This is a genomic window from Vibrio gigantis, from assembly GCF_024347515.1.
Taxonomy (GTDB): domain Bacteria; phylum Pseudomonadota; class Gammaproteobacteria; order Enterobacterales; family Vibrionaceae; genus Vibrio; species Vibrio gigantis.
Genome location: NZ_AP025492.1, coordinates 2038672 through 2059784, shown reverse-complemented (window position 1 = coordinate 2059784; position 21113 = coordinate 2038672). Strand labels below are relative to the sequence as shown.

The window sequence follows — 21113 nt, the reverse complement described above, 5'->3', positions numbered from 1 at the left end:
ATCGTGTTGTAGTGACAAAACCACTATTTACAAAGGGTTACAAAGTCAAGGGTCGGTGTATTTCATTGTTTTTGTTGGTTAATTTGTCTTGTTGAGCCTGTTTGTAAAGTTCTTGTTTATCAATAAATGTGCGCTACAGCAAAAAATTGAATCTTTAGATGTTACTTTTATTTGTAATACATTATTGTTTACTAACTTTATGTAGCAACACTTATCTTTCGTATGTTGAATATATGTAGATTCAATAAAGAGGCGTTAAGTAGTGAAGTAAAGTCGATAGAGGAACGGATAGTTCAAAGGACGAGGCATTTGCTTGAGGTGATTAAAGCTTCAATCAGAGCTGGTTTGAAATGTCGTAGGCAAGGCAGTGACATCGCCTGCTATATAGAATCGAATTTAGTTAAGACGGTTAACATCTCTCTAAAATCGATGAAAAGAAGAAATCGTTGAAGTGCTTGCAAGAGCATTTTGATTATTGCTCCCAACTATTCTAATTATAACTTCTGCTTTCATTTAGAAAGGTAGGAGATGGTAGTGAAGATCTGCCTTTACGCTCATGTTGATACAGGCAACATGAGCGTTTTTTTATCTGAAATTTGAGTAAAGAGTAGCTTGAGGATCAATAAGCCTGGAAGCACGACCCAAGAACTAGGCTTTTAGGTTAATGACAGCGCGTTCAAGTGAGTTTGTTTGCTCTACAACTGAAGTTGCAGAAGCCGCATTTTTTGAAGCGCTTTTTACATTCGTGATGGTCAGCTGTTTGATGCCATCTACGTTTTCGATGATCTCTGACGTGACCTCACTTTGCTCTTTCATGGCATTGGATACTTCTAAACTATTATTTAGAATGGTTTCCATATCGGCGATAACCGATGTGATTCTTGAATGTGCTTTCTCACAAGAGTCGACACTGCTGTTGCCTTTTTCACAACAATTTTGAATTGTATTAACCACCATTTGGGTTTGATCTTGAACCCCTTGAATAATGCTTGATATCTCTTCGGTTGAAAGCTGTGTCCTTCCTGCCAAGGTTCTTACCTCATCAGCCACGACCGCAAAACCACGGCCTTGCTCTCCTGCGCGAGCCGCTTCAATTGCTGCATTCAAAGCGAGTAGATTAGTTTGTTCAGCAATGTCTTTAATCACCTCTAGTACAGTATTGATCTTCTCTGAGTGAACAGAAAGGCGATTCACTTCTTCACTCGCACTTACTAGGTCAGTTGAAAGGGTATTGATTGTGTCTCGGGTGAAGGCTACGTCGTTCAGCCCATCATTCGCGGTTGCGAAACTGGTTCGTGCGTTTGATGACGCGTTTTCACTGTTGGTTGCCACATTTTGGATATTGCTGCCCATTTGGTTTATCGCAGTCGCAATATTTTCTGTTTGTTGTTGCTGTTTATTCAAAGCGCTTTCCACTTCGATACCGTCGTGTTGTAACTGGTTAGAAATGTTGCCCAGCTCTTTAATAGACCCCTGCACTTGACCAACAAGTTGGCGAATATCTTCTAGTACGGTGTTAAATGATTTGGCAATATCCGCAATTTCATCTGAGCCGCTGTCTTCCGCCTTTACGGTAAAGTCACGTTGTTGGGATACAAGCAACATGGTTGCGTTTAACGAGGCTATCTTCTTAGTGATACGTGATGAGATCCCAAAGGATAAGGCCATTAGCAATACAGTGACGGCAATAACTGAACTCACAATAAACGTAGTAATGGTTTGTTGAATCGATTCAACTTGTTGTTCTAAACGGCCTTCAACGTTAGTGAATATAGAGATGATATCTTTAAACAGCGTTTTCATTTCTGATTTCAAGTCACTGACCTTCGCTGGGTCGCGGTCTATCGCGTCTACCATCAAGGAAAAGTCTTTGTCGTATTGCTTTACTTCTCGATTCAGCTTATCTAACTCAGGGACTGATATGTCCGACTCTTCAAGTAAAACAGAAAAGCCACTCATCAATTTTTGGAAGTGTGAATACTCTTTGGTGAATTCAGGCTTGAGGGTTTTGTCATGACTGATCAGAAACTCTAGTTCCGTTCGGTTCAGTTGAAGCATAGAAACTTCTAGCGACTTCACCTTGATCAGGGTTTTCTCTAGTTTAATCAGTTTTAAATTGACCATTTCAGTAAATGAAACGACAACCAATAAAGAGATAATGGATAAACAAGCAAGGCTAAAAAGGGAGGTTTTAATTTTCATAGGCAAGCACCAAAGCTATAAGACTCAAGAACGTATTTCGGAATCTTGTTTCTCTTATCTGCGAGCGGATAACTGAGAACTGACTCGCAACGGAAACGTTTGCTTACAGTATTTTATGAAAAGGTTGTGTGCAAGTTAAATATTTATTATTTTCAATAGCTATTGGTGATTGTTTTATCACTAGGTGGGGTGTTGTAAATATATAGTAAATGGGAAGAGGTAAGGTTCGACGAATGTGGTGAGGGGAGTGGTACTCAAAAGAGATGGTGAAAAAGCAACGAACATTCATGCTTAGTCACATGAATGCTCTTGGTTTTTTGTTTAACTCGAGTCGATGAGCTCTTGGAGAAGAACAACGAGAGAGCCGTTCTTTAATATTAGCTTTCTGTCGGCATCCACACCTGTTTAGACGTGACTTTGTGGTCTTTAAAGGTGAGTTCTTCAACCTTGTCACCGTTAGTATTCCAGCGAGTTAGTTTTCCGTTAGCGACTTCACCTTCATCGAACTTCGCTTGGCTAGCCTTATTACCGTTCGGATAGTAGTCCGTTACTAATCCATCTTTTTGTCCGTTGCTGTATTCGGCTGTTAGGCTTTGTTCCCCGTTGGGATACCAGCGAGAGGCGGTGCCTGATAGTTCATTGTCTTTGTAATTGAGTTCTGCTTTTTTCTGGCCGTTTGGATACCAGGTTTCAGCCTTGCCTTGTAGCTCACCTTTAACGTAGTTAACTTTAGAAGCGATTTGGCCATTCGGATACCAGTTAGTTTCTAAACCAAGTTCTAAGCCATCGGCAAACTGAGCTTGGGTCGCAACTTGGCCATTATCGAACTTCTCTTCAAATTGCCCAGTAAAGGGTTTTGAATGGTTTACTTGGTAAGCTACGCCTTTTCGCATTTGTAAGTAGTCAACAGCATCTTCACGTGGTGTTGCTGCATAGCTCATAGAAGATACCGTACTAAGAGCAATTAAGATTGGAACGTATTTCTTCATAATGACACCTTTTTATTGGACGGGGGAAAGTGTAACGGGTGTGTTAAAAGCATTTCACTTCTGTGTACCCCTGTCAGTATCTAATAGTGGTTTTCAAGTTTTCATTATTAGCAGTCTGATGAAGGGAACTTTTCAAAGATAAATCTGACTATAAATCCCCTGCTATTTGTAATACCAAATGTGTCGTGTTAATTCATTTTTATAAACTATATTTAGTGGTGTTTCTGCGGTTCGTATATGAAAACTTTCAGTAGCGATTAACCATTTTTAATGAGTATTATCGTTATTCTAGTGACTTTATTCTTGTTTATCGAGGGTTTGATAGGCTTTTGGCGTTAGAGTCTGCACTAAGTTGATGAAATGTGCTCACAGGTGGTGCAAATTTGAACTCGATCACTTGTATGATTAATTGGGTGTTGGACTGTAAGATCATTGTCACGCATTTAAATTATTGTAGTACAAATATCCTTATCATCTGTCTATAGTGACCCTAACAAAAAACATAAATAAAAAGGTCTTAAAGATGGAACTCAATACCCTGATAGTTGGCATCTATTTCCTATTCTTAATTGCGATAGGGTGGATGTTTAGAACGTTTACAAGTACGACAAGTGATTACTTCCGTGGGGGAGGTAACATGCTGTGGTGGATGGTAGGTGCTACGGCATTCATGACCCAGTTCAGTGCATGGACATTTACTGGTGCCGCAGGTAAAGCTTTTACCGATGGTTTTGCGGTAGCGATAATCTTCATCGCTAACGCGTTCGGTTACCTAATGAACTACCTTTACTTCGCTCCTAAGTTTCGCCAACTGCGCGTTGTTACGGTAATTGAAGCGATTCGTATGCGTTTTGGTAAAGTGAATGAGCAAGTATTCACTTGGTCTGGTATGCCAAATAGCGTTATCTCTGCAGGTATCTGGTTGAATGGTCTGGCGATCATCGCATCGGGTATCTTCGGTTTTGATATGACAACGACGATTATCCTAACGGGTCTTGTTGTACTGATCATGTCAGTGACGGGTGGCTCTTGGGCGGTAATCGCGTCTGACTTTATGCAGATGGTTATCATCATGGCGGTAACGGTGACATGTGCAGTCGTTGCGATTTACCACGGTGGCGGTGTTACGCAAATCGTTAGCGATTTCCCAACGGATTCGTTCATTACAGGTGACAACCTTAACTACCTAAGCATCTTCAGCATTTGGGCTGTGTTCATCTTCTTAAAGCAGTTCAGCATCACCAACAACATGCTTAACTCTTACCGTTACCTTGCTGCGAAAGATTCAAACAACGCACGTAAAGCAGCACTGCTTGCTTGTGTACTCATGACGCTTGGTCCAATCATCTGGTTCATGCCTTCTTGGTTCATGGCAGGTCAAGGTGTTGATTTAGCAGCAGCCTACCCAGAAGCTGGCAGCAAAGCCGCTGACTTCGCTTACCTTTACTTTGTTCAAGAATACATGCCTGCAGGTATGGTTGGTCTTCTGATTGCCGCTATGTTTGCAGCAACAATGTCTTCAATGGATTCAGGTCTAAACCGTAACTCCGGTATCTTCGTTAAGAACTTCTACGAGCCGATTCTTCGCCCTAAAGCGACAGAGAAAGAGCTAATGGTTGTTTCTAAACTAACGTCTACTTTCTTCGGCATCGCGATCATCTTAGTTGCGCTATTCATCAACTCTCTTAAAGGTCTGAGCCTTTTCGACACCATGATGTACGTGGGCGCGTTGATTGGCTTCCCTATGACAATTCCAGCATTCTGTGGCTTCTTCATCCGTAAAACACCGGATTGGGCTGGCTGGGGCACGCTAGTTGTCGGTGGTGTGGTTTCTTACTTCGTTGGTTTCGTTATCACAGCTGACATGATCCAAAACTGGTTCGGTCTAAATGAGCTAACAGGCCGTGAGTGGGCTGACCTGAAAGTGGCTATTGGTCTTATTGGTCACATCGTATTTACTGCTGGCTTCTTCGTACTATCAACACTGTTTTACAAGCCTCTGGCTGAGCACCGTGAGAAAGACGTAGACAAGTTCTTCAACAACCTAGCGACACCATTGGTTGCTGAAAGTAATGAACAGAAGAAACTGGATAACAAGCAACGTCGTATGTTGGGTTCACTTATCGCGGTTGCGGGTGTCGGCGTGATGACCATGTTCGTACTGCCTAACCCAATGTGGGGACGCATGGTGTTCGTTCTTTGTGGCTTGATTGTATTCTCTGTTGGTTTGCTGCTTGTCAAAGCTGTGGACGACAAGGTCGAGAAGCAAGACGAAGTAACACCAGCTGAAAGCTAAGTCTTCTATTTACATAGAGATACGCTTTCGATAAGACGACAAGTCTTAAGAAATTATAAGTTCAAACAAAGAAAACTTTAATAAAACGGTCACCAGCTTGGGTGGCCGTTATTTTGGTAATCCATTATTTAATGTGAGATGTAAATGAAGAAAAAATTAATTTCGGTAAGCATTATTAGCGCGTTTACGTTAGCTTTCGCGACAGGCTGCACGACTCAAGAAAAAGCAGCACCCGTGATCAGCGCGGCTGAGCAAGCAGTATCTTCGATCAGCGAAATCGATCGTAGTTACTTACTAACTAGTGACCGCTTAACTGAGGTTGATGGCAATACACTAGACGTTGCATCAGAAGAACAAGTAGCTGCACTTAAAGCACAATTTGAAAACCTAAAAGATGGCGACGAAGTTGTTATTCCTAACGGTAAATACGCGAACTTAGGTCAAGTGACGATTACCGCGAATGACATCACCATCAAGGCAGAGCAAGCCGGTTCTGCATGGATCACTGGCTTGGTCCAGTTTGAACTGAAAGGTGATGACATCACACTTGATGGACTAGTGTTTACGGAAGGCGGCCCGAACGAACGTTTTGGCGCAGTACGTATGATGGGTAATGGCAACACGCTGCAAAACTCAACATTCTACTACTTCAATCACGATTACACGTACGAGCCAGATGAGCGTCGCTCTGAGTATCCAAAGTACCTTTGGGTTTCTTTGTGGGGTAAAGACGGCAAAGTGATCAACAACCGTTTCGAAGGTAAGCAAAAGCGCGGTACTTTGATTGGTGTTCAAAAGGATGAAGCGTCAGACAACCACCTGATAGCAAATAACATCTTTATGGATCAGAAACCGAATCAGTTTAATGAATTCGATATCAAAGAAGCAATTCGCTACAACGGTAACAGCTGGGAATCGATCCGTATCGGTGATTCTAAATCCTCACAGTGGGATTCAAGCTCTAAGTTCGTAAATAACCTGATGATCGATATGGATGGCGAGCGTGAGCTTATCTCGATTAAGTCTGGCGACAACACGATTGCAGGTAACACGATCTTCCAAAGTGCGGCACTGATTTCACTGCGCCATGGTAAAGGCAACACGGTTGAAAACAACGTGATTCTGGGTAACGAGAAACGCCTAACGGGTGGTATTCGTATTTACGATGAAGATCATGTGATTCGTAACAACTACATTGCAAACACTCGTGGTCGTGATGGTGTGATTGAAGGCAACGCTGACCTACGTGGTGGCATTGTTATTAACACCGGCATCATCGACGTTGCGAATGGTGAACAGTTAGATCAATCGGTGAAAGGCAAAGAGCTTAACAAGCAGTGGACACCGAAAAACATCACCATCGAAAACAACTCGCTAGTCGATACTGAGTGGGGCATTGTTTACGGCAACCAAAGCCACCGTGTGAGCCTGTTTAACAACGCAGAAGTTGAAGGCATTTACGCTGGTGTGGACGTGGCGTTCAAACACAACGTGGTTGATAACTCGCAATCACCTGAGTTTGTCAGTGTGCGTGCAACGCACGACTTCCCATTAGTAGGCGCGACATACACAGACGAAACTTACGTGGGTAAAGTGACGGATTCTGAGCTGATTGAAAGCTACTCGGTTGAACTACCAAAGGTAGTGGTAGAAAACGGCATGAACGCTTACCAAGGTGAGGGTGCCGATGTGTCTAAACTGGCAGTGGTAACGGCTGAAACAGCAGGTCCGGACTACTTACTTGAGAATACGACTAAGTAACTTATTTATTAACGCTAAATGCTTAATGGCTTGAGCTATCAAATCAATTCACGATAGCTGTCTGGTCACTAAAATTGAAAAGCCTCAACGGGTAATGCCTGTTGAGGCTTTATCGTTCTTAGGTCGTAACCATCTCAATCTTACGTCGTGACTACTGTGATTTATACTTATGCAGCAGATCCCAAGGGATATGGCATAAGTGGTGATCTTCAGGGAAGTGGCTTAGGTGATGCTGGTGGATGTCGTCGCTGGCAACATAGTTGGTCAATGGCAACACCTCAACAGCGATACAGTCGGCGTCATTTCTTGAAGCAATATAGTGCTCAGCTTCTGTTAAGTGTTTCGCATCAGTGCTGTATACGCCTGTGCGGTATTTCTCTCCCACATCGACACCTTGTTTATTGACGCTGTAAGGGTCAATAATCTCAAACAAGTGTTCCATCAGAATTGTTACTGACGTGATGTTTGGATCAAATTCAACTTGTACGCACTCTGCGTAACCATCATAAGCGTTTTGGGTCTCACCACTTTGTGGTGTGTCGTTTTCTGTTGGCTGATCGCTGCCATTGGCACGACCGGCTTCTGTGTTGATCACACCAGGTACATATTTGATGAACTCTTGCACACCCCACAAGCACCCGCCAGCTAAATAAATTTGTTCCATACTTCTCTTTAAGATCTTTGTGATTGTTGATGTTTGCTCGATGCGTGAATAAAAACGATCATACAAGATCGTCTACAAAAAAGGAGCGCATAAATAAAAACAAGCGTTTAGGCATTGTAAACCTGTGCGACTGAACAAACATAAGTTTAATATGATTTGTGATTATATAAGTCAGTATTGCTTTGTCACTAACCCGAATTTCAACATCAAGTGAGCGTTACTCTAAACATGTTTGATCAAATAAAAGACTTCATCAATCCGAGTAAGAACCCAGACCTTACTCAGGCCCATGAATATCAGCGCAAGCATCTACCGACATTGTGGTTGTTAGGCAAGACGGGGGCGGGTAAGTCATCGTTTATTCAGGCGGTCACGGGTGACTCTTCTGTTGAAGTTGGGAATGGATTTGCTCCGTGCACCATGACGGCAATGTCTTATGAATTCCCACAAGACAAACCGGTGATGCGTTTTCTTGATACCAGAGGCCTAAGTGAAGCGAATTACGATGCGAAAGAAGATCTGGAAGAGATTGGTCAGGCAGGTAATGCGTTAGTCGTGGTGATGAAAGCCGACGAACCTGAACAATCCGCTGTGCTTGCGGCTCTAAAACAGATTAAGAAACAGAAGAAGATTAAACACTTGTTGCTTGTTCATACTGCGGTGCTGTCTTCCAATGAAATCGACCGAGCAAGGCAGGTTCAGTTCAACAGCAACCAAGTAGAAAAAGTGTGGGGAAAGGGGTTTGAATCGGTCGCAGTGGATTTTGAAACGGATGATTCGAGCAACAACATTGGCGCAATCTACAACTATGAAGCCTTGATTGAACAGCTGACTAATATGCTTCCTGTTATTGGCATGATGGTGGTCGACAAAGAGCACTCTACCCAAGAAGAGGCCAACTTTGATCAAGTAGAAAACGAAGTGCTTTGGTATGCGGGAAGCGCTGCAGCGAGTGACTTGATTCCGGGCGTTGGCTTGGTATCGGTACCTGCGATTCAAGCCAAAATGCTTCATAGCTTGGCGAACCAGTATGGGGTCGAGTGGAACAAGAGAGTCTTCAGTGAGTTGATAGGTACTCTGGGAAGCAGCTTTGCTTTGCAATACGGAATGAAGCTGGGCACTCGACAGTTGATAAAGCTGATTCCAGTTTATGGTCAAACGGTAGGTGCGGTGGCTGCAGCGGCCATGAGTTTCGGCACCTCTTATGGTTTAGGTCGCGCGGCTTGTTTTTACTTCTACCATAAGAACAAAGGTGAAGAAGTGTCTGAACAAGAGATGCAGAAGATCTACAAAGAATCCCTGAAAAAAGGTAAGGCGGCGTCGGGCTATGAAGAAAATTAGAAACCTCTTTCGATTACTGGCGGTGCTATCGAGTGGCCGCTGGGGCATTGCCCTGATTTCAGCCATCTTCCCAAGCATTATCATGATGGGTTTTGGTGTCTTCTTGGCGATCAAATACGGTTATTTACTGGAGATGTCGATTGCCATTGCCGTGAGTACGTTGGTATTCACCATTCCTTTGTATATTTCTAGCCGTTCTTCTCGCCAACCCACTTATAGCAATGCGTCTGCCAACTCAGCAAGCGAGGGTGAAACCGAATCATCGTCTAAGACTGCTGACATCAATGATGCGTTAGTCAATGATGCAATGGTCAAAGCATCTGATGAATGGTCTCAAGCCGAGCTGTTGATTTGGAACGACTCGAAACACCATGTACGTCAGCAATTAATGGTCGACATAGAGTGGGGCAACCTAGACCAAACCGGTTTAGAGGTACTTGAATTCGTTGCGAAAAAGTTTGATAAGAAATCGCTCGATTTTTCGATTCCTGAAGGGCTAAAGCTGTTCGAAGAGGTGAGTCGACGCTACAAACTGGTCGTGCGAGAGCATATACCGGGTATTGAGTATCTCAAGGTTTCATACATCAAAGCGGGCTACGAAGCCTATGACAAATATGGCGAGTTAGGGCAAAAGATTGTTAAGGCCGCCATTTGGGGGAATCACCTCAAAAATCTCTATTTGAACCCATTGAAAGTGATTTCCGATTTGGGTCGAGAGCAAGCGACCGCTTCGATGACAAGAGGTGTGGTCGATGACATGCAATACGCCGCCAAACAAGCTTTGTTAGATGAAGTGGCTGCGGTGGCGATTGACCTCTATAGCGGGCGCTTCAGCATTGAAGACGACGACTTGAAAGTGTCCGATGTTTCTGAACTCGACGAACAACGCTTTGCCCCTGAATTAGAGCCTGTTCGAATCGTGTTAGTTGGTCAAACGAGTTCTGGAAAGTCTTCACTTATCAATGCACTCAAGCAAGAGTTGGTTGCAGAAGTCGATGTACTACCATCAACAGACACTTCAACGGTATACAACGCGTTTGTCGACGACAATGATGTTCGAGTTGTTGATCTTCAAGGGCTTGATGGTAATCCTAAAACCGAAGCCTTAATGCTGAAAGAGATGACCCAAGCCGATGTGGTGCTATGGGTACTTAAAGCCAATCAATCGGCTCGTGAGTTGGATAAACAGTTGAAGGATAAGTTTGACGCGTTTTATGATGATTCTAAGAACATCTCACGTAAGAAGCCTATAGTTGTATTGGTCGTCAATCAAGTCGATAGGTTAAAGCCTGTAGACGATTGGAAGCCGCCGTATGACTTAGAGAGTCCGACATCGGCCAAAGCGAAGATCATTGCTCAAGCACTCGAATACAATCAAACGCTGTTACAGCCGGACATTGCTTTGCCGCTGGCGATAGCGCCAGAAAAGGTACAGTTTGGTTTAGATACTTTAAGGCAGACGTTGATCGAGCGTATCGCTGATGCAAATAACGTTCAGAGAAACCGCCAACGTTTAGAAGCAATGAAAAGAGGGACGTCGGTTAAAAGCCAACTAAATAAAGCTGTTAAGGCGGGTAAGAAGGTTGCACCAAGTGCATTGAAAGCAGCGACACCAAAACTGGCTGAAATGGCTATCAAGCAAGCCGTTAAGAAGAAGTAAGTCATTCACTGCGAATACGGTTCTGGTGAGGTTTGAGCCTCATCAGAGCTTATCTTTTCTAGAGTTAGGATTTTTAGCTTAGTAGATTTCTAGAAAATAGCTTTTCCAGAAATTAGCCACCTTCATCCTATATTGGAGAAGCATTGAATTTAAAAATAGCCGCTATTATTAAGGTTCTCGTTGAGCTAGTTTAATAGTATATAACTGATGGTATTCACAGTTTATATAACACGCTGTCGCAATTAATTACCATTCTAAATATTGATCACATTTATACTTCGCTAAGCTTTATTTATAAAACAATTGCACTATATTTAAATTTCGGATCACCTTGATTTCAACGTAGGGATATATTGTGAACATGTATCTGAAATGGCAATCAACAACATGGCTAACCTTGTTAGCTTGGTATACCTTAGATCATCAGCTCTCGTTCCACCTTTCTTCAGAGTAGTACCCTCTAGGCGTCACGCGCCAGCAGAGCCCATGAGCTTTGCCCAATCCTGTTAATTTCATCTTTAAGACATGTCGTAACCCATGCGTTTAGTTTTGTTTTTGTGCATTTGGTTCTTTATCTCTTAGTCATTATTAACTGGGTTCTAATCAATACGTCATTGATTAAATAATTTATTTCTAGCTATTAATTTTTATCGTAATTATCACGAGTGTGATCGTGTGTGAAATAAAACTAATAGTGATGACTCGTGACATCTAAAAAATAATGAATTTGGCTTTTTCGTCTTAGGCTGAATTTATTGAAAGGTACTATTATGGAAAATTTCAAACATCTACCAGAACCGTTTCGTATTCGCGTTGTAGAGCCAGTAAAAAGAACCACTCGCGCTTATCGTGAGCAAGCCATTGTCGAAGCGGGTATGAATCCATTTCTACTCGACAGTGATGACGTGTTCATCGATTTGTTGACCGACAGCGGTACGGGTTCAATCACACAACGTATGCAAGCTGCGATGCTAATGGGTGACGAAGCATACAGCGGTAGCCGAAGTTACTATGCATTGTCGAACGCTGTTAAGGATATCTTTGGTTACGATTTGACGATTCCAACACACCAAGGGCGCGGTGCAGAGCAGATCTATATTCCTGTTCTTATCAAGAAGCGTGAAATGGAGAAAGGTCTCGATCGCAACAAAATGGTCGCTTTGTCTAATTACTTCTTCGATACAACACAAGGTCACACCCAAGTGAATTGCTGTGTGGCGAAAAACGTTTATACCAAGGAAGCGTTTGATACCTCAGTGAATGCCGACTTCAAAGGCAACTTCGATATCGTCAAATTGGAAGAAGCTATATTAGAAGCGGGCGCGGCCAACGTTCCTTACATCGTGAGCACCATTACCTGTAACTCGGCTGGTGGACAGCCGGTCTCTATCGCTAACCTTAAAGCTGTGTATGAGATTGCACAGAAATACGATATTCCAGTGATCATGGACTCTGCTCGCTACGCTGAAAATGCTTACTTCATCCAGCAGCGTGAAGCCGGTTACCAAGATTGGACTATCGAACAAATCACTCGTGAGTCCTACAAATACGCGGATGGTTTGGCTATGTCGGCCAAGAAAGACGCGATGGTCCAAATAGGCGGTTTGTTGTGCTTTAAAGACGACTCTTTTATGGATGTGTACACAGAGTGTCGAACCTTGTGTGTGGTGCAAGAAGGCTTCCCAACCTATGGTGGCTTAGAGGGCGGTGCAATGGAACGCCTTGCGGTTGGCCTTTATGACGGCATGCGTCAAGATTGGTTGGAGTATCGCATTGGTCAAGTTCAATACTTGGTTGATGGCTTAGAGGCGATAGGTATTGTGTGTCAGCAAGCGGGCGGTCATGCTGCGTTTGTTGATGCGGGTAAATTGCTTCCTCATATTCCTGCTGGTCAGTTCCCTGCTCATGCTTTGGCGTGTGAACTGTATAAAGTCGCCGGTATCAGAGCGGTTGAGATCGGTTCCTTGCTACAAGGTCGTGACCCGGTAACGGGCGAGCAACATCCGTGTCCTGCAGAGCTATTGCGCTTAACCATTCCACGTGCGACTTACACACAAACTCATATGGATTTCATTATTGAAGCGTTCGAGAAAGTAAAAGAGAACGCGAGTAATGTGAAAGGGCTCGATTTTGTCTATGAACCGCCAGTGTTAAGGCACTTCACCGCTCGTCTGAAAGAGGTGGAAGCCTATGAGTATCAACCAGAAAAAAAGAGCGAACCAAGGCTCGAAGAAGCATTTTGAAATAATAAAATAAGCGAATAGTCATCAGAACCATAATCAAAGGCTCCTCTCGGAGCCTTTTATTTTCTGAAGCGGGGGCTGGAACAGTGAAGCCGTTATCGGTCGGTTTTTAGTGGCTAGGTTTACTTGTTTTCCAGTGTGGTTTTCAGCATTTTAAATAGCCATTGATTCAAAGGCGCGTCTTTTTGCGAACGGCGGCAGCTCATCACATAGCTCACATCGATCGTTAGATTTTCAGGTAAATCAATACTGCTGCAACCGTCTGGTACGCTGCCATCTAGGGTTATACCAAAATAGTCAGATTTTAAGACGATGTCGTGAATCATTGCAGGGTGATCAACTTCCACTCGCGGATTGACGTGAAAACCGATATTTTTAAGGCGCTCAAGGATTGGGTATTTATTGTCATTCCACCCTGGGGTTTTAAAGAGAATGATTGGATAGTCGGCAAGCGACTCAAAGTCTTTCGCCGGATGATCATCTCTTACGAAGAACACCACTTTTCCTTTTCCGAATTCCATTTGAGAAATCGACTGCGGTAGGGTCTCATCAAAGTAGTGAACCGCCACGGACTCCTCGCCGTCGATGAGCCTGTTCTTAACATTGCTGCCCCATCTAACGAATGAGTAGCGAGCATGCGGGGCTTCTTTGGTCAGTGTGAAGTAGAGCTTCGAGCCAAAGCGCTCCCAGAACAGTGTGTTCGCGTAGATTTTGATATCGCCATGGTAAGTTTCTGGTGAGAATACTTGGTGTTTTATCGCTTCAACGCTGCTCAATATCTGCTCAAAGTTCTCGATATTGGTCTCAACAAAAGTCGTTGGTTCAAACCCGTGTTTGGTTTGAATGAACAGCGGATCATCGAGCTGTATTTTTAACTTCGAAAGGTTCTTACTTATCGCCCCTGAAGTTTTTCCTAGTGACTCCGCAACTAACCCCACATTGCGAAGTTCGTACATACGTTTGATGACCAAGATATTCTGAATATCTAGATTGATGTCCACAAGCACTCCAAATTGCTTAGATGGTAACGATACTAATCTTTGGCGTAGCTAAAGCGTAAAGATCATGTGACCCTAATATCATAGCGCTAATGTAAAACCCATAAGACAGCACTAAGTCAGAATTCTCTAATCCTTTGATTTTCCGTTTGGTAAATCCTGCTTTTCCTCGTGTCGCTATCACTGGAGCGCTAAAGTTATCTCAACAAAACAATACAGTATAAAAATAGAACGAGGTGATGTATGAACAAGTTAATCGCACTAGGCTTAATGGCTATTTCAATGAATACAGCTTTTGCTGCAGATGGTTCTTACACTGGTACCATCGATATGACGATGAGTAATCATAATCAAGTTAACGTAGAGCGCGTTGAGTCTGATTTAACACTGAAAGGAAGAAACGAAGCCGCTGTCGGTGGAGTGAAATTTCAAACGAGCGTTGATCAAGACCAAGCGATTCAGCTGACTGGTCGTCGCGACTAACGCTTAATCTGTGCTTACCATGTCCATGGAAAATGCTGTGCCTTCGGGTGCAGCGTTTTTCGTTTTGGGCTTGAAAATCTTTTATAAAATTCAGTCATCTAGCCTTGGCAGTATCTGTAACCTGTGGCATTTTGTCTTTCTATTAACGTTAGCTTGCGACTGGTGTGGGCTCGAATGACACACAAATAAACGAAGACTCGAAAAGGATTAAGAATGAATCGAAAAGAAACGGGAATGATTCGTCATATTTTACTGATTAAGTTTAGAGAGAGCGCTGAGGCTTCAGAGGTTCAAAAACTAAAGATGTTGTTTGAAGCGATGCCGAACAAGGTTGAAGGGGTTACTTCAGTCGAGTGGGGGCTAAATGACAGCCCTGAAAACAAGAACCAAGGTTATACCCACTCGGTACTAATGACGTTTGCTGATGAAGAAGGCCGTCAGAATTACCTCCCACACCCAGAGCATGACGCGCTGAAAGATGTGTTTCGTCCGTTACTAGACGACATTATCGTGTTTGATTATTCGTTGTAATCAGTTTGATTCTGTCTGCTCTTAACAGTGTAAAGATCTATGCTCAAACTGATAGAAGCGTATATACCCAAAGTAGATTTACTTAGAGCATATACGCTTAGCTATCTCAAATAATAAAGGGCAGGCTAGGGATCAAGATAGAGCAGCCCTAAGCTGTGCAAACCTATTATTCGGTAGGTAAAATCGTGACGGGTTCAAACGATGCGACAGCATTTCCGCCTGCGCCCGGACGGTCTACATAAGGAGTGTTTTGCATTAAGGTGTAGTACACGTCCACGAAGTCATCGTCATTGACTAATACACCATCAGGAATCACATCAATGATTTTACCTGTGATTTGAGGAATGATCGCGTAACCCTGAACTTCTGGATCAGGAATCATCTTCAAAATTTCTTCTGCGGCTTGAACTAGCAGCTTGGCTAACGCTTTGTAATCCATGCCATCATCGTGTTCCATCAAGATCATATCTGCAGCGCCCCAGCGGTAGCGAGGCCAGAAGATAACGGTTTGATTTGGATAGTACGTCTGTTTGTCATAATCCAGATATGGCATCTCAACGAGGTCTATTTGTGGCTCTAAACGACTTGAATCGACACCCGTCACAATGGCATAGATTTCAGCTTTGCCAGAGATCCACGGTTCTTGGTCGACAGCCAAACGGATTTTCGTTAATTGTGTAGTATTCAACGGCTCAGGTTCCTGCATTGCCATCGAGCGTTGAGCTGTACCCATAAACGTTTGCTTCTGAACCTTACCGTTTTTACTCCCTATACTGTCTTCACTGTCGCTGGTGGTTTTGGAGTCGGAATTGATTTGTGTTGCAGTACCTAGCTTGTTCATCTCGGCCTGCATCGCCATTAAGCCTGCTTTGAGTTCTTCTGAGCCGTTACTATCAATAACAAACACTGGAACGTCGGGCATTTGGTACACATCTAACTCATGAACTTGTCCATAAACGTCATACGCTTCAATGTATTGCCAATCCGAATCATCGCCTGATGGCTCAAACGCAAACAGCGGGCTTTCACCATTCTTCCAAGCTTCAATCATCGCTTCATCGGCCATGCGAATCTCTAGCACAGAGTCGCTGAAATTATTGATTCCTTTCATCTTGCGATAACCAAGATCGGCTTTCTGCATCTTGCTTGAAAACGTGGAGTAGGGCTTGTCTGAGTTAAGCTTGTCTATCGGAGCAGACAGTTGCTTTTCTGTTATCTGGTCTTTTAAAGAAAGCTCAAGATCCGAGTAGCGGGCGCTGATTTGCAACGCCAAAGATTGCTTTTGTGCTGAAGTATTCTCCGAAAGAGAGATTGAGTTAGTTGTGTCGATATTATTTGCATAGGACTGGAAGCCAACCACTGTCGTTGCAAGCACCATACTGATAGAAAAAGATGGTCTCATAAATAATCCTTATTTTAATTTTTATCATTAATAGAGCATTTGCCCTACAAGGATTAACCTATCAGCAACGTGAATGTGTTTAAAAGTTAGACAGTTATTTTTACCTCGTTGTGCAGCACAGGATCTCAATTTAAACAATTTATAAAATATTAAATTGATGCTGACTTGATATCTCTGAATTTATAAACCAATCAATAGCTTACTAACCAAATTATTAACTAGCCTAGTGGTGAGGCTTTTTAGAGGAGGGATAAAGGCTCAACGAATCAGGTTTGCGATTGTCGAGTCGGCTTAGTGAGCTAATAGCGGATAAGAATATTGAAATAGCAGAAGATACACAAAAAAAGAGGGTTAGCTTTATGGCTAACCCTCTTTTTTATAAGCACTGACTGTTGTTACAAATACTAACTGTTATAAATACTGACTGTTACGACTGCTCAGCTGATGCGATGTACGTCTGCATCTCTTCCAAGCTTGTTTTTACTATCACTTGGTTATCAATAGAGTAGTGAACTGTATCACCGAAACGTTGACCGGTTAGAGTCGCGCGAGTACCGTCATTGTAGGTTAGCTCAACTGCGATTTCGTCTTGGTTAAGTACTTTCATTTCACTGTGGTCAATCACATGCTTTGCCAATGGATCGATAGGTGCATCTGTTAGGCTATCATCCAGTTGGTCATTGATGTCGATGTAAGTATCAACCTTAGAATCGAAAATATGTGGCTTCTTGTTGATTGGGTTCTTACCCGTCCAAAATTCCAGCGAGTTAAACACGATGTAATCGGCAGCAACGGTAATACCGTATGCAGGTGCAAGAAGCATGTTTAAGCCACCACGAGCGTAACGGTTATCAACGGCCTTAACGTTAAACTCCATCAATTTACCTGTTACTGCATTACTACCTACACAACCAAATAAGGTAATAAGGCTCGCTGAGATTATTATCGGCTTTACAAATCGGTTCATCATTCTCTATATCTATAAGTGTTTATTTAGGAATCGGTAATTATGACAAAATCAAGCGAATCCTAATATAAAGCTACACCTATACTAGATATCAGGAAAAACTATATCTTTATATAAACCAAAGTCTTATTTATTTTTTGTTTTATTTTGTTACATCCTACCATACTAGTTCGTGTTATTTCTCTTGGGTGTTTTAACATTGTGTTGTCATAGCCCTAACCAAAGTATGGGAATGAAAAGTGATAATGTGGCGTTACCTGAACGATATTATGTTGTGCTCGTTTATTAAACTATATGATTGCCTAAAGGGCTCGAATGAAACGATTTAATCTGAACCTCATCTATTACTTTATTGCGATATATGAAGAAGGAAACCTAACGTACGCAGCAGAACGGCTCAACATTTCGCAACCTAGTCTCAGCGCTCACTTGAAGCAGCTTCGAGATGAATATCGCGATCTGCTCTTCGTTAGAAAATCATACACGCTCGAACCTACACCAGTCGCGAATGACTTGTATCCAATCTTCAAGCAAGCGCAAAAGCTTGTTTCGCAGTCTTTGCCTGAAACGCACGACTTTGATCCGAAAGAGTGCCGTTACACATTTAGAATTGCCGCGATGAGTATTTCCAGCAGCGTTACTCTGCCGCAAGTTCTGGATAGGATTCAGAAAGAAGCACCAGATTGCGTTATTGAAATCGTGAACATCAAAGAAGACATGGCGACCGACATACGAGAGAAAAAGATCGACCTTGTTGTCGACTTAACTCACGCACATCCAACCTTATTAAGCCAAGAAGTATGGGGTGATGAGTTGTGTATTGTGTGTAGCCAAGATCACCCTCAGATAGAAGATAAGGTGAGCTTAGAGCAATATCTTTCAGAAAAGCATGTGACGCTCACGCATGATAACTACCGAGTTAACCAGCTTACCGAGTTTCACAGCCCAATCTTTTCAGAGAGGAAAGTGGCAAGAAAGCTGAATTCAATCGCTGACTTTTCAGACACCATCTACAACAGTGACTGGATCGCAACTTTCCCTAAAAGCGTGGCGAAAGCGTATTTCGATGAAGAAAAAATAAAGATGTTAGAGTTGCCGTTCGAGTACACCAAACCGTCACTGAGCGTGTATTGGCACAACAACCGCAATGACGACATCGTCAACCGATGGTTGAGAGAATTGTTTACCAGTGAAATCTTAAAACTGTCTGCGTGATCAATTTGGCTTCTTAATAGGTCGTCTAAGTCTCTAGAACAAGCCAGCCTTTTAATAAGCAATAAAGCCTACTCATGTGAGTAGGCTTTGTTATTGGTTGTTATCTTCAGCGCTTCGCTCTACGCGCTAACTCAATCTAAACGCAACGTTAGGCCAGAATAGTTTGAGTATCCGCGCAGTAACACATGATAAGTCACGCCCGGTTGCGCGCTCACACTGCACTGTTCATTATTGCCAGCACGATAAGAGCGACAGTCGTAACTGGATGTGGTTGGCTTGCTTCCCGATTTCACGTAAAGGTCGGCATCACCTGAACCACCAGACATTGAAACCGTCACGTTTGATGCAGAATCAACAGTGAAGGTGTAGAAGCTCTCTGAGGATTGATTCCCGCTTAGGTTCGAAACCGGTGTGCCTTTCGTTAATACATTGCCCGTTGGAGGCGTTACACCACAACTTGCATTCACGCCTACGGTATTAAAAGCATCTTCAACATCGGCAACCACATAACCCATGTCTGCTGCGGCTTTCGCTACGCCACACGCACCGGCATCAAAGGTGCTGTTTGCCGTCCAATACAGCTGGTTTGCGACTGTGAATATTTCGAAGCCCTTACGTACATTCCAACCCGATTTGTTTGCTAAAAGGTAAAAGGCGCGGTTATAAACACCGCTAGATAAGTGAACGTTCAAACCATCGTAGTATTGAGAGGCATGATCAATCGAACGGCCATCTTTTGAAGGTTGATCAAAGTAACGCAAGCCACCCTCTGATTTGAATATATCGCTACCGACCACCCAATCCACATTGCCACGCAAGTAGTGTTCAGCCGCTTCGCCCGCAATGTCTGAGAAGGCTTCATTCATACCACCCGACATATTTCTGTACACAAGACCGGAGTTTTGCTCGGTGAACCCGTGACTGACTTCGTGAGCACTCACGTTAATATCGACTAATGGGTAAAAGGTATTTTTGCCATCTCCAAAAGTCATGGATGTACCATTCCAGAAGGCATTTTCATAATCTGTGCTGTAATGAACTCGCATCGTCAGCTGGAAAGTTAAAGGCGATGTGTTCATCCACTCTTTGTACATATCAAACACGACATTACCAAAGTAGTGCGCATCGTTAAGAGGCGAGTAAGCCCCGTTGATGTATTTATGATCGGTGTAGTTGGTTCCGTCGGCACAGTTGTAACTGTAGGCTGCGCTGCCAGACGTTCCGTTCCTCAAATCGACTGTCTTAACTGATTCATTTTCTAACGTACAAGTCGTCCCTGTTTTGTCGATGGGAAAGCTAGGGAAGTCACTGCCATATTCATATCGAGTGGTTTTGAGGTTGCCACCTGGGCCAGTACCTAATGCTTTAGCGTGGTTTAGTCCATTCCATTTTTGGAGCACATCACCAGTCGTGGCATCAATAAAGTAGAAAGGGCGCTCTGGCATAGAGGACGCGATAAAGAAATCGACCAGATACACCACTTGGGCGACTTGGTTCTCATCCAATCTCACCATCAGTTTCGCGTTTTTATTTTCAATGGACTTTTTGCCGACGGTAAACGTGCGGTGAGAGGATATCGCAGCTTCAATCGCTTGTTCTCGATTCAGTTTTGGCGCGATACTGGACAGGTCGCCACTGATTCCCTGTGCCATGGAACCGAACACCTGAGTGGGTTGGTTCTTGGAGAGAGTGGCCACGACCGAAGTATCAAAGACGGGTAAACCTAGGTGAGTTTGTTGGTAGCGGACTTTCGTTTTTCCATTGGGTAATACCACCCGTTTAACTTCAGAAAAACCTAATTCAAGTGGAGCAACACTCTTCGACTGCGCGACGAGGCTTTGTTGTAGTAATGCATCATTATCGACTCTGACCATTTCTGCAGCGTGTGCATTGAAGCCAAAAGATGTACCTAGAATAGCTGCTATTTTCCAGCTTAGTTGACGTTGTTGGTTCATTTTTCGTTCCTGATTTTAATATAAACTCCTTCTTCCCAACGGCTTTATAGGAAGTCTATATGCAACACGCTAATGCCATGTGTTGCGAATCAAGATTGGAAGAACATTTGAAATTATGACAAGTTTATCAGGGAGATTTATTTTTAGAGTATGTAATTCAAAGTTTACAAAAATTCTTATTGATCAAGCTGTTTTTATAAAATCTATCTTTATTATTTATCGTAAACGTATGAAGGGTCGGGAGTTATTAAAATCCGCTTTATTTGAATCTAGAGAATACTTTTCTTTAAGTTAATCTCGATATTTTTCAATTTTTACCTTAACTATAAATGAGTAAATAACTGGTTTTTTGGAAGCGGGGATATTGTCTTTATTGTCAATAGTAATCTTGTTTTAACAATACCAC

15 protein-coding genes are annotated in these 21113 nt (G+C 43.0%); 8 read left to right on the top strand and 7 right to left on the bottom strand.

Going from position 1 to position 21113, the window contains the following annotated elements:
* Window positions 1-648: 648 nt before the first annotated feature.
* The gene (locus tag OCV56_RS09150; protein ID WP_086716210.1) at window positions 649-2202 is read right to left on the bottom strand and encodes a methyl-accepting chemotaxis protein; all 1554 of its coding nucleotides are present in this window, start codon (window positions 2200-2202) and stop codon (window positions 649-651) included.
* A 377-nt stretch (window positions 2203-2579) separates the two neighbouring features.
* Window positions 2580-3191, bottom strand: a complete 612-nt coding sequence (locus OCV56_RS09145; protein WP_086716208.1) for a toxin-antitoxin system YwqK family antitoxin — start codon at window positions 3189-3191, stop codon at window positions 2580-2582.
* A 523-nt stretch (window positions 3192-3714) separates the two neighbouring features.
* Between OCV56_RS09145 and OCV56_RS09140 the strand changes: the two genes are divergently transcribed.
* Together OCV56_RS09140 and OCV56_RS09135 are read left to right on the top strand one after the other, a co-directional pair.
* On the top strand, window positions 3715-5487 hold the full coding sequence (locus OCV56_RS09140) for a sodium:solute symporter family transporter (RefSeq protein WP_086716206.1): 1773 nt from the start codon (window positions 3715-3717) through the stop codon (window positions 5485-5487).
* Between the two features lie 144 nt (window positions 5488-5631).
* Complete coding sequence (locus OCV56_RS09135; RefSeq protein WP_086716204.1) at window positions 5632-7248, top strand: polysaccharide lyase 6 family protein; 1617 nt, start codon at window positions 5632-5634, stop codon at window positions 7246-7248.
* Window positions 7249-7399: 151 nt separating this feature from the next.
* On the opposite strand, the gene OCV56_RS09130 is transcribed toward OCV56_RS09135, so the two are convergent.
* Window positions 7400-7912, bottom strand: a complete 513-nt coding sequence (locus OCV56_RS09130; RefSeq protein ID WP_086716202.1) for a peptide-methionine (S)-S-oxide reductase — start codon at window positions 7910-7912, stop codon at window positions 7400-7402.
* A gap of 228 nt (window positions 7913-8140) precedes the next feature.
* On the opposite strand from OCV56_RS09130, the gene OCV56_RS09125 reads away from it, so the two are divergent.
* The 3 genes from OCV56_RS09125 to tnaA all read left to right on the top strand — a co-directional run bounded on the left by OCV56_RS09125 (window position 8141) and on the right by tnaA (window position 13156).
* Complete coding sequence (locus tag OCV56_RS09125) at window positions 8141-9253, top strand: YcjF family protein (RefSeq protein ID WP_086716201.1); 1113 nt, start codon at window positions 8141-8143, stop codon at window positions 9251-9253.
* Entirely contained in the window at window positions 9240-10913 is a 1674-nt protein-coding gene (locus OCV56_RS09120) for a GTPase family protein (RefSeq protein ID WP_086716199.1), read from the top strand. Before OCV56_RS09125 ends, OCV56_RS09120 begins: the two co-directional genes overlap by 14 nt.
* A gap of 770 nt (window positions 10914-11683) precedes the next feature.
* Window positions 11684-13156, top strand: a complete 1473-nt coding sequence (tnaA, locus tag OCV56_RS09115) for a tryptophanase (RefSeq protein WP_086716197.1) — start codon at window positions 11684-11686, stop codon at window positions 13154-13156.
* A 122-nt stretch (window positions 13157-13278) separates the two neighbouring features.
* On the opposite strand, the gene OCV56_RS09110 is transcribed toward tnaA, so the two are convergent.
* On the bottom strand, window positions 13279-14157 hold the full coding sequence (locus OCV56_RS09110) for a LysR family transcriptional regulator (RefSeq protein WP_086716195.1): 879 nt from the start codon (window positions 14155-14157) through the stop codon (window positions 13279-13281).
* A gap of 240 nt (window positions 14158-14397) precedes the next feature.
* Between OCV56_RS09110 and OCV56_RS09105 the strand changes: the two genes are divergently transcribed.
* Both OCV56_RS09105 and OCV56_RS09100 read left to right on the top strand, forming a co-directional pair.
* The gene (locus tag OCV56_RS09105; protein WP_086716193.1) at window positions 14398-14637 is read left to right on the top strand and encodes a hypothetical protein; all 240 of its coding nucleotides are present in this window, start codon (window positions 14398-14400) and stop codon (window positions 14635-14637) included.
* Between the two features lie 213 nt (window positions 14638-14850).
* Complete coding sequence (locus tag OCV56_RS09100) at window positions 14851-15168, top strand: Dabb family protein (protein ID WP_086716191.1); 318 nt, start codon at window positions 14851-14853, stop codon at window positions 15166-15168.
* A 166-nt stretch (window positions 15169-15334) separates the two neighbouring features.
* On the opposite strand, the gene OCV56_RS09095 is transcribed toward OCV56_RS09100, so the two are convergent.
* Together OCV56_RS09095 and OCV56_RS09090 are read right to left on the bottom strand one after the other, a co-directional pair.
* On the bottom strand, window positions 15335-16570 hold the full coding sequence (locus OCV56_RS09095) for a DUF3103 domain-containing protein (RefSeq protein WP_086716189.1): 1236 nt from the start codon (window positions 16568-16570) through the stop codon (window positions 15335-15337).
* 427 nt (window positions 16571-16997) lie between these two features.
* Entirely contained in the window at window positions 16998-17540 is a 543-nt protein-coding gene (locus tag OCV56_RS09090; RefSeq protein ID WP_086716187.1) for a DUF3332 family protein, read from the bottom strand.
* Window positions 17541-17852: 312 nt separating this feature from the next.
* Here OCV56_RS09090 and OCV56_RS09085 point away from each other — a divergent pair, with 312 nt between their 5' ends.
* Complete coding sequence (locus tag OCV56_RS09085) at window positions 17853-18752, top strand: LysR family transcriptional regulator (RefSeq protein ID WP_086716185.1); 900 nt, start codon at window positions 17853-17855, stop codon at window positions 18750-18752.
* A gap of 131 nt (window positions 18753-18883) precedes the next feature.
* On the opposite strand, the gene OCV56_RS09080 is transcribed toward OCV56_RS09085, so the two are convergent.
* Window positions 18884-20707 carry a M4 family metallopeptidase gene (locus tag OCV56_RS09080; RefSeq protein ID WP_086716183.1) on the bottom strand — a complete coding sequence of 608 codons (1824 nt, stop codon included), beginning with the start codon at window positions 20705-20707 and terminating at the stop codon, window positions 18884-18886.
* Window positions 20708-21113: the final 406 nt, after the last annotated feature.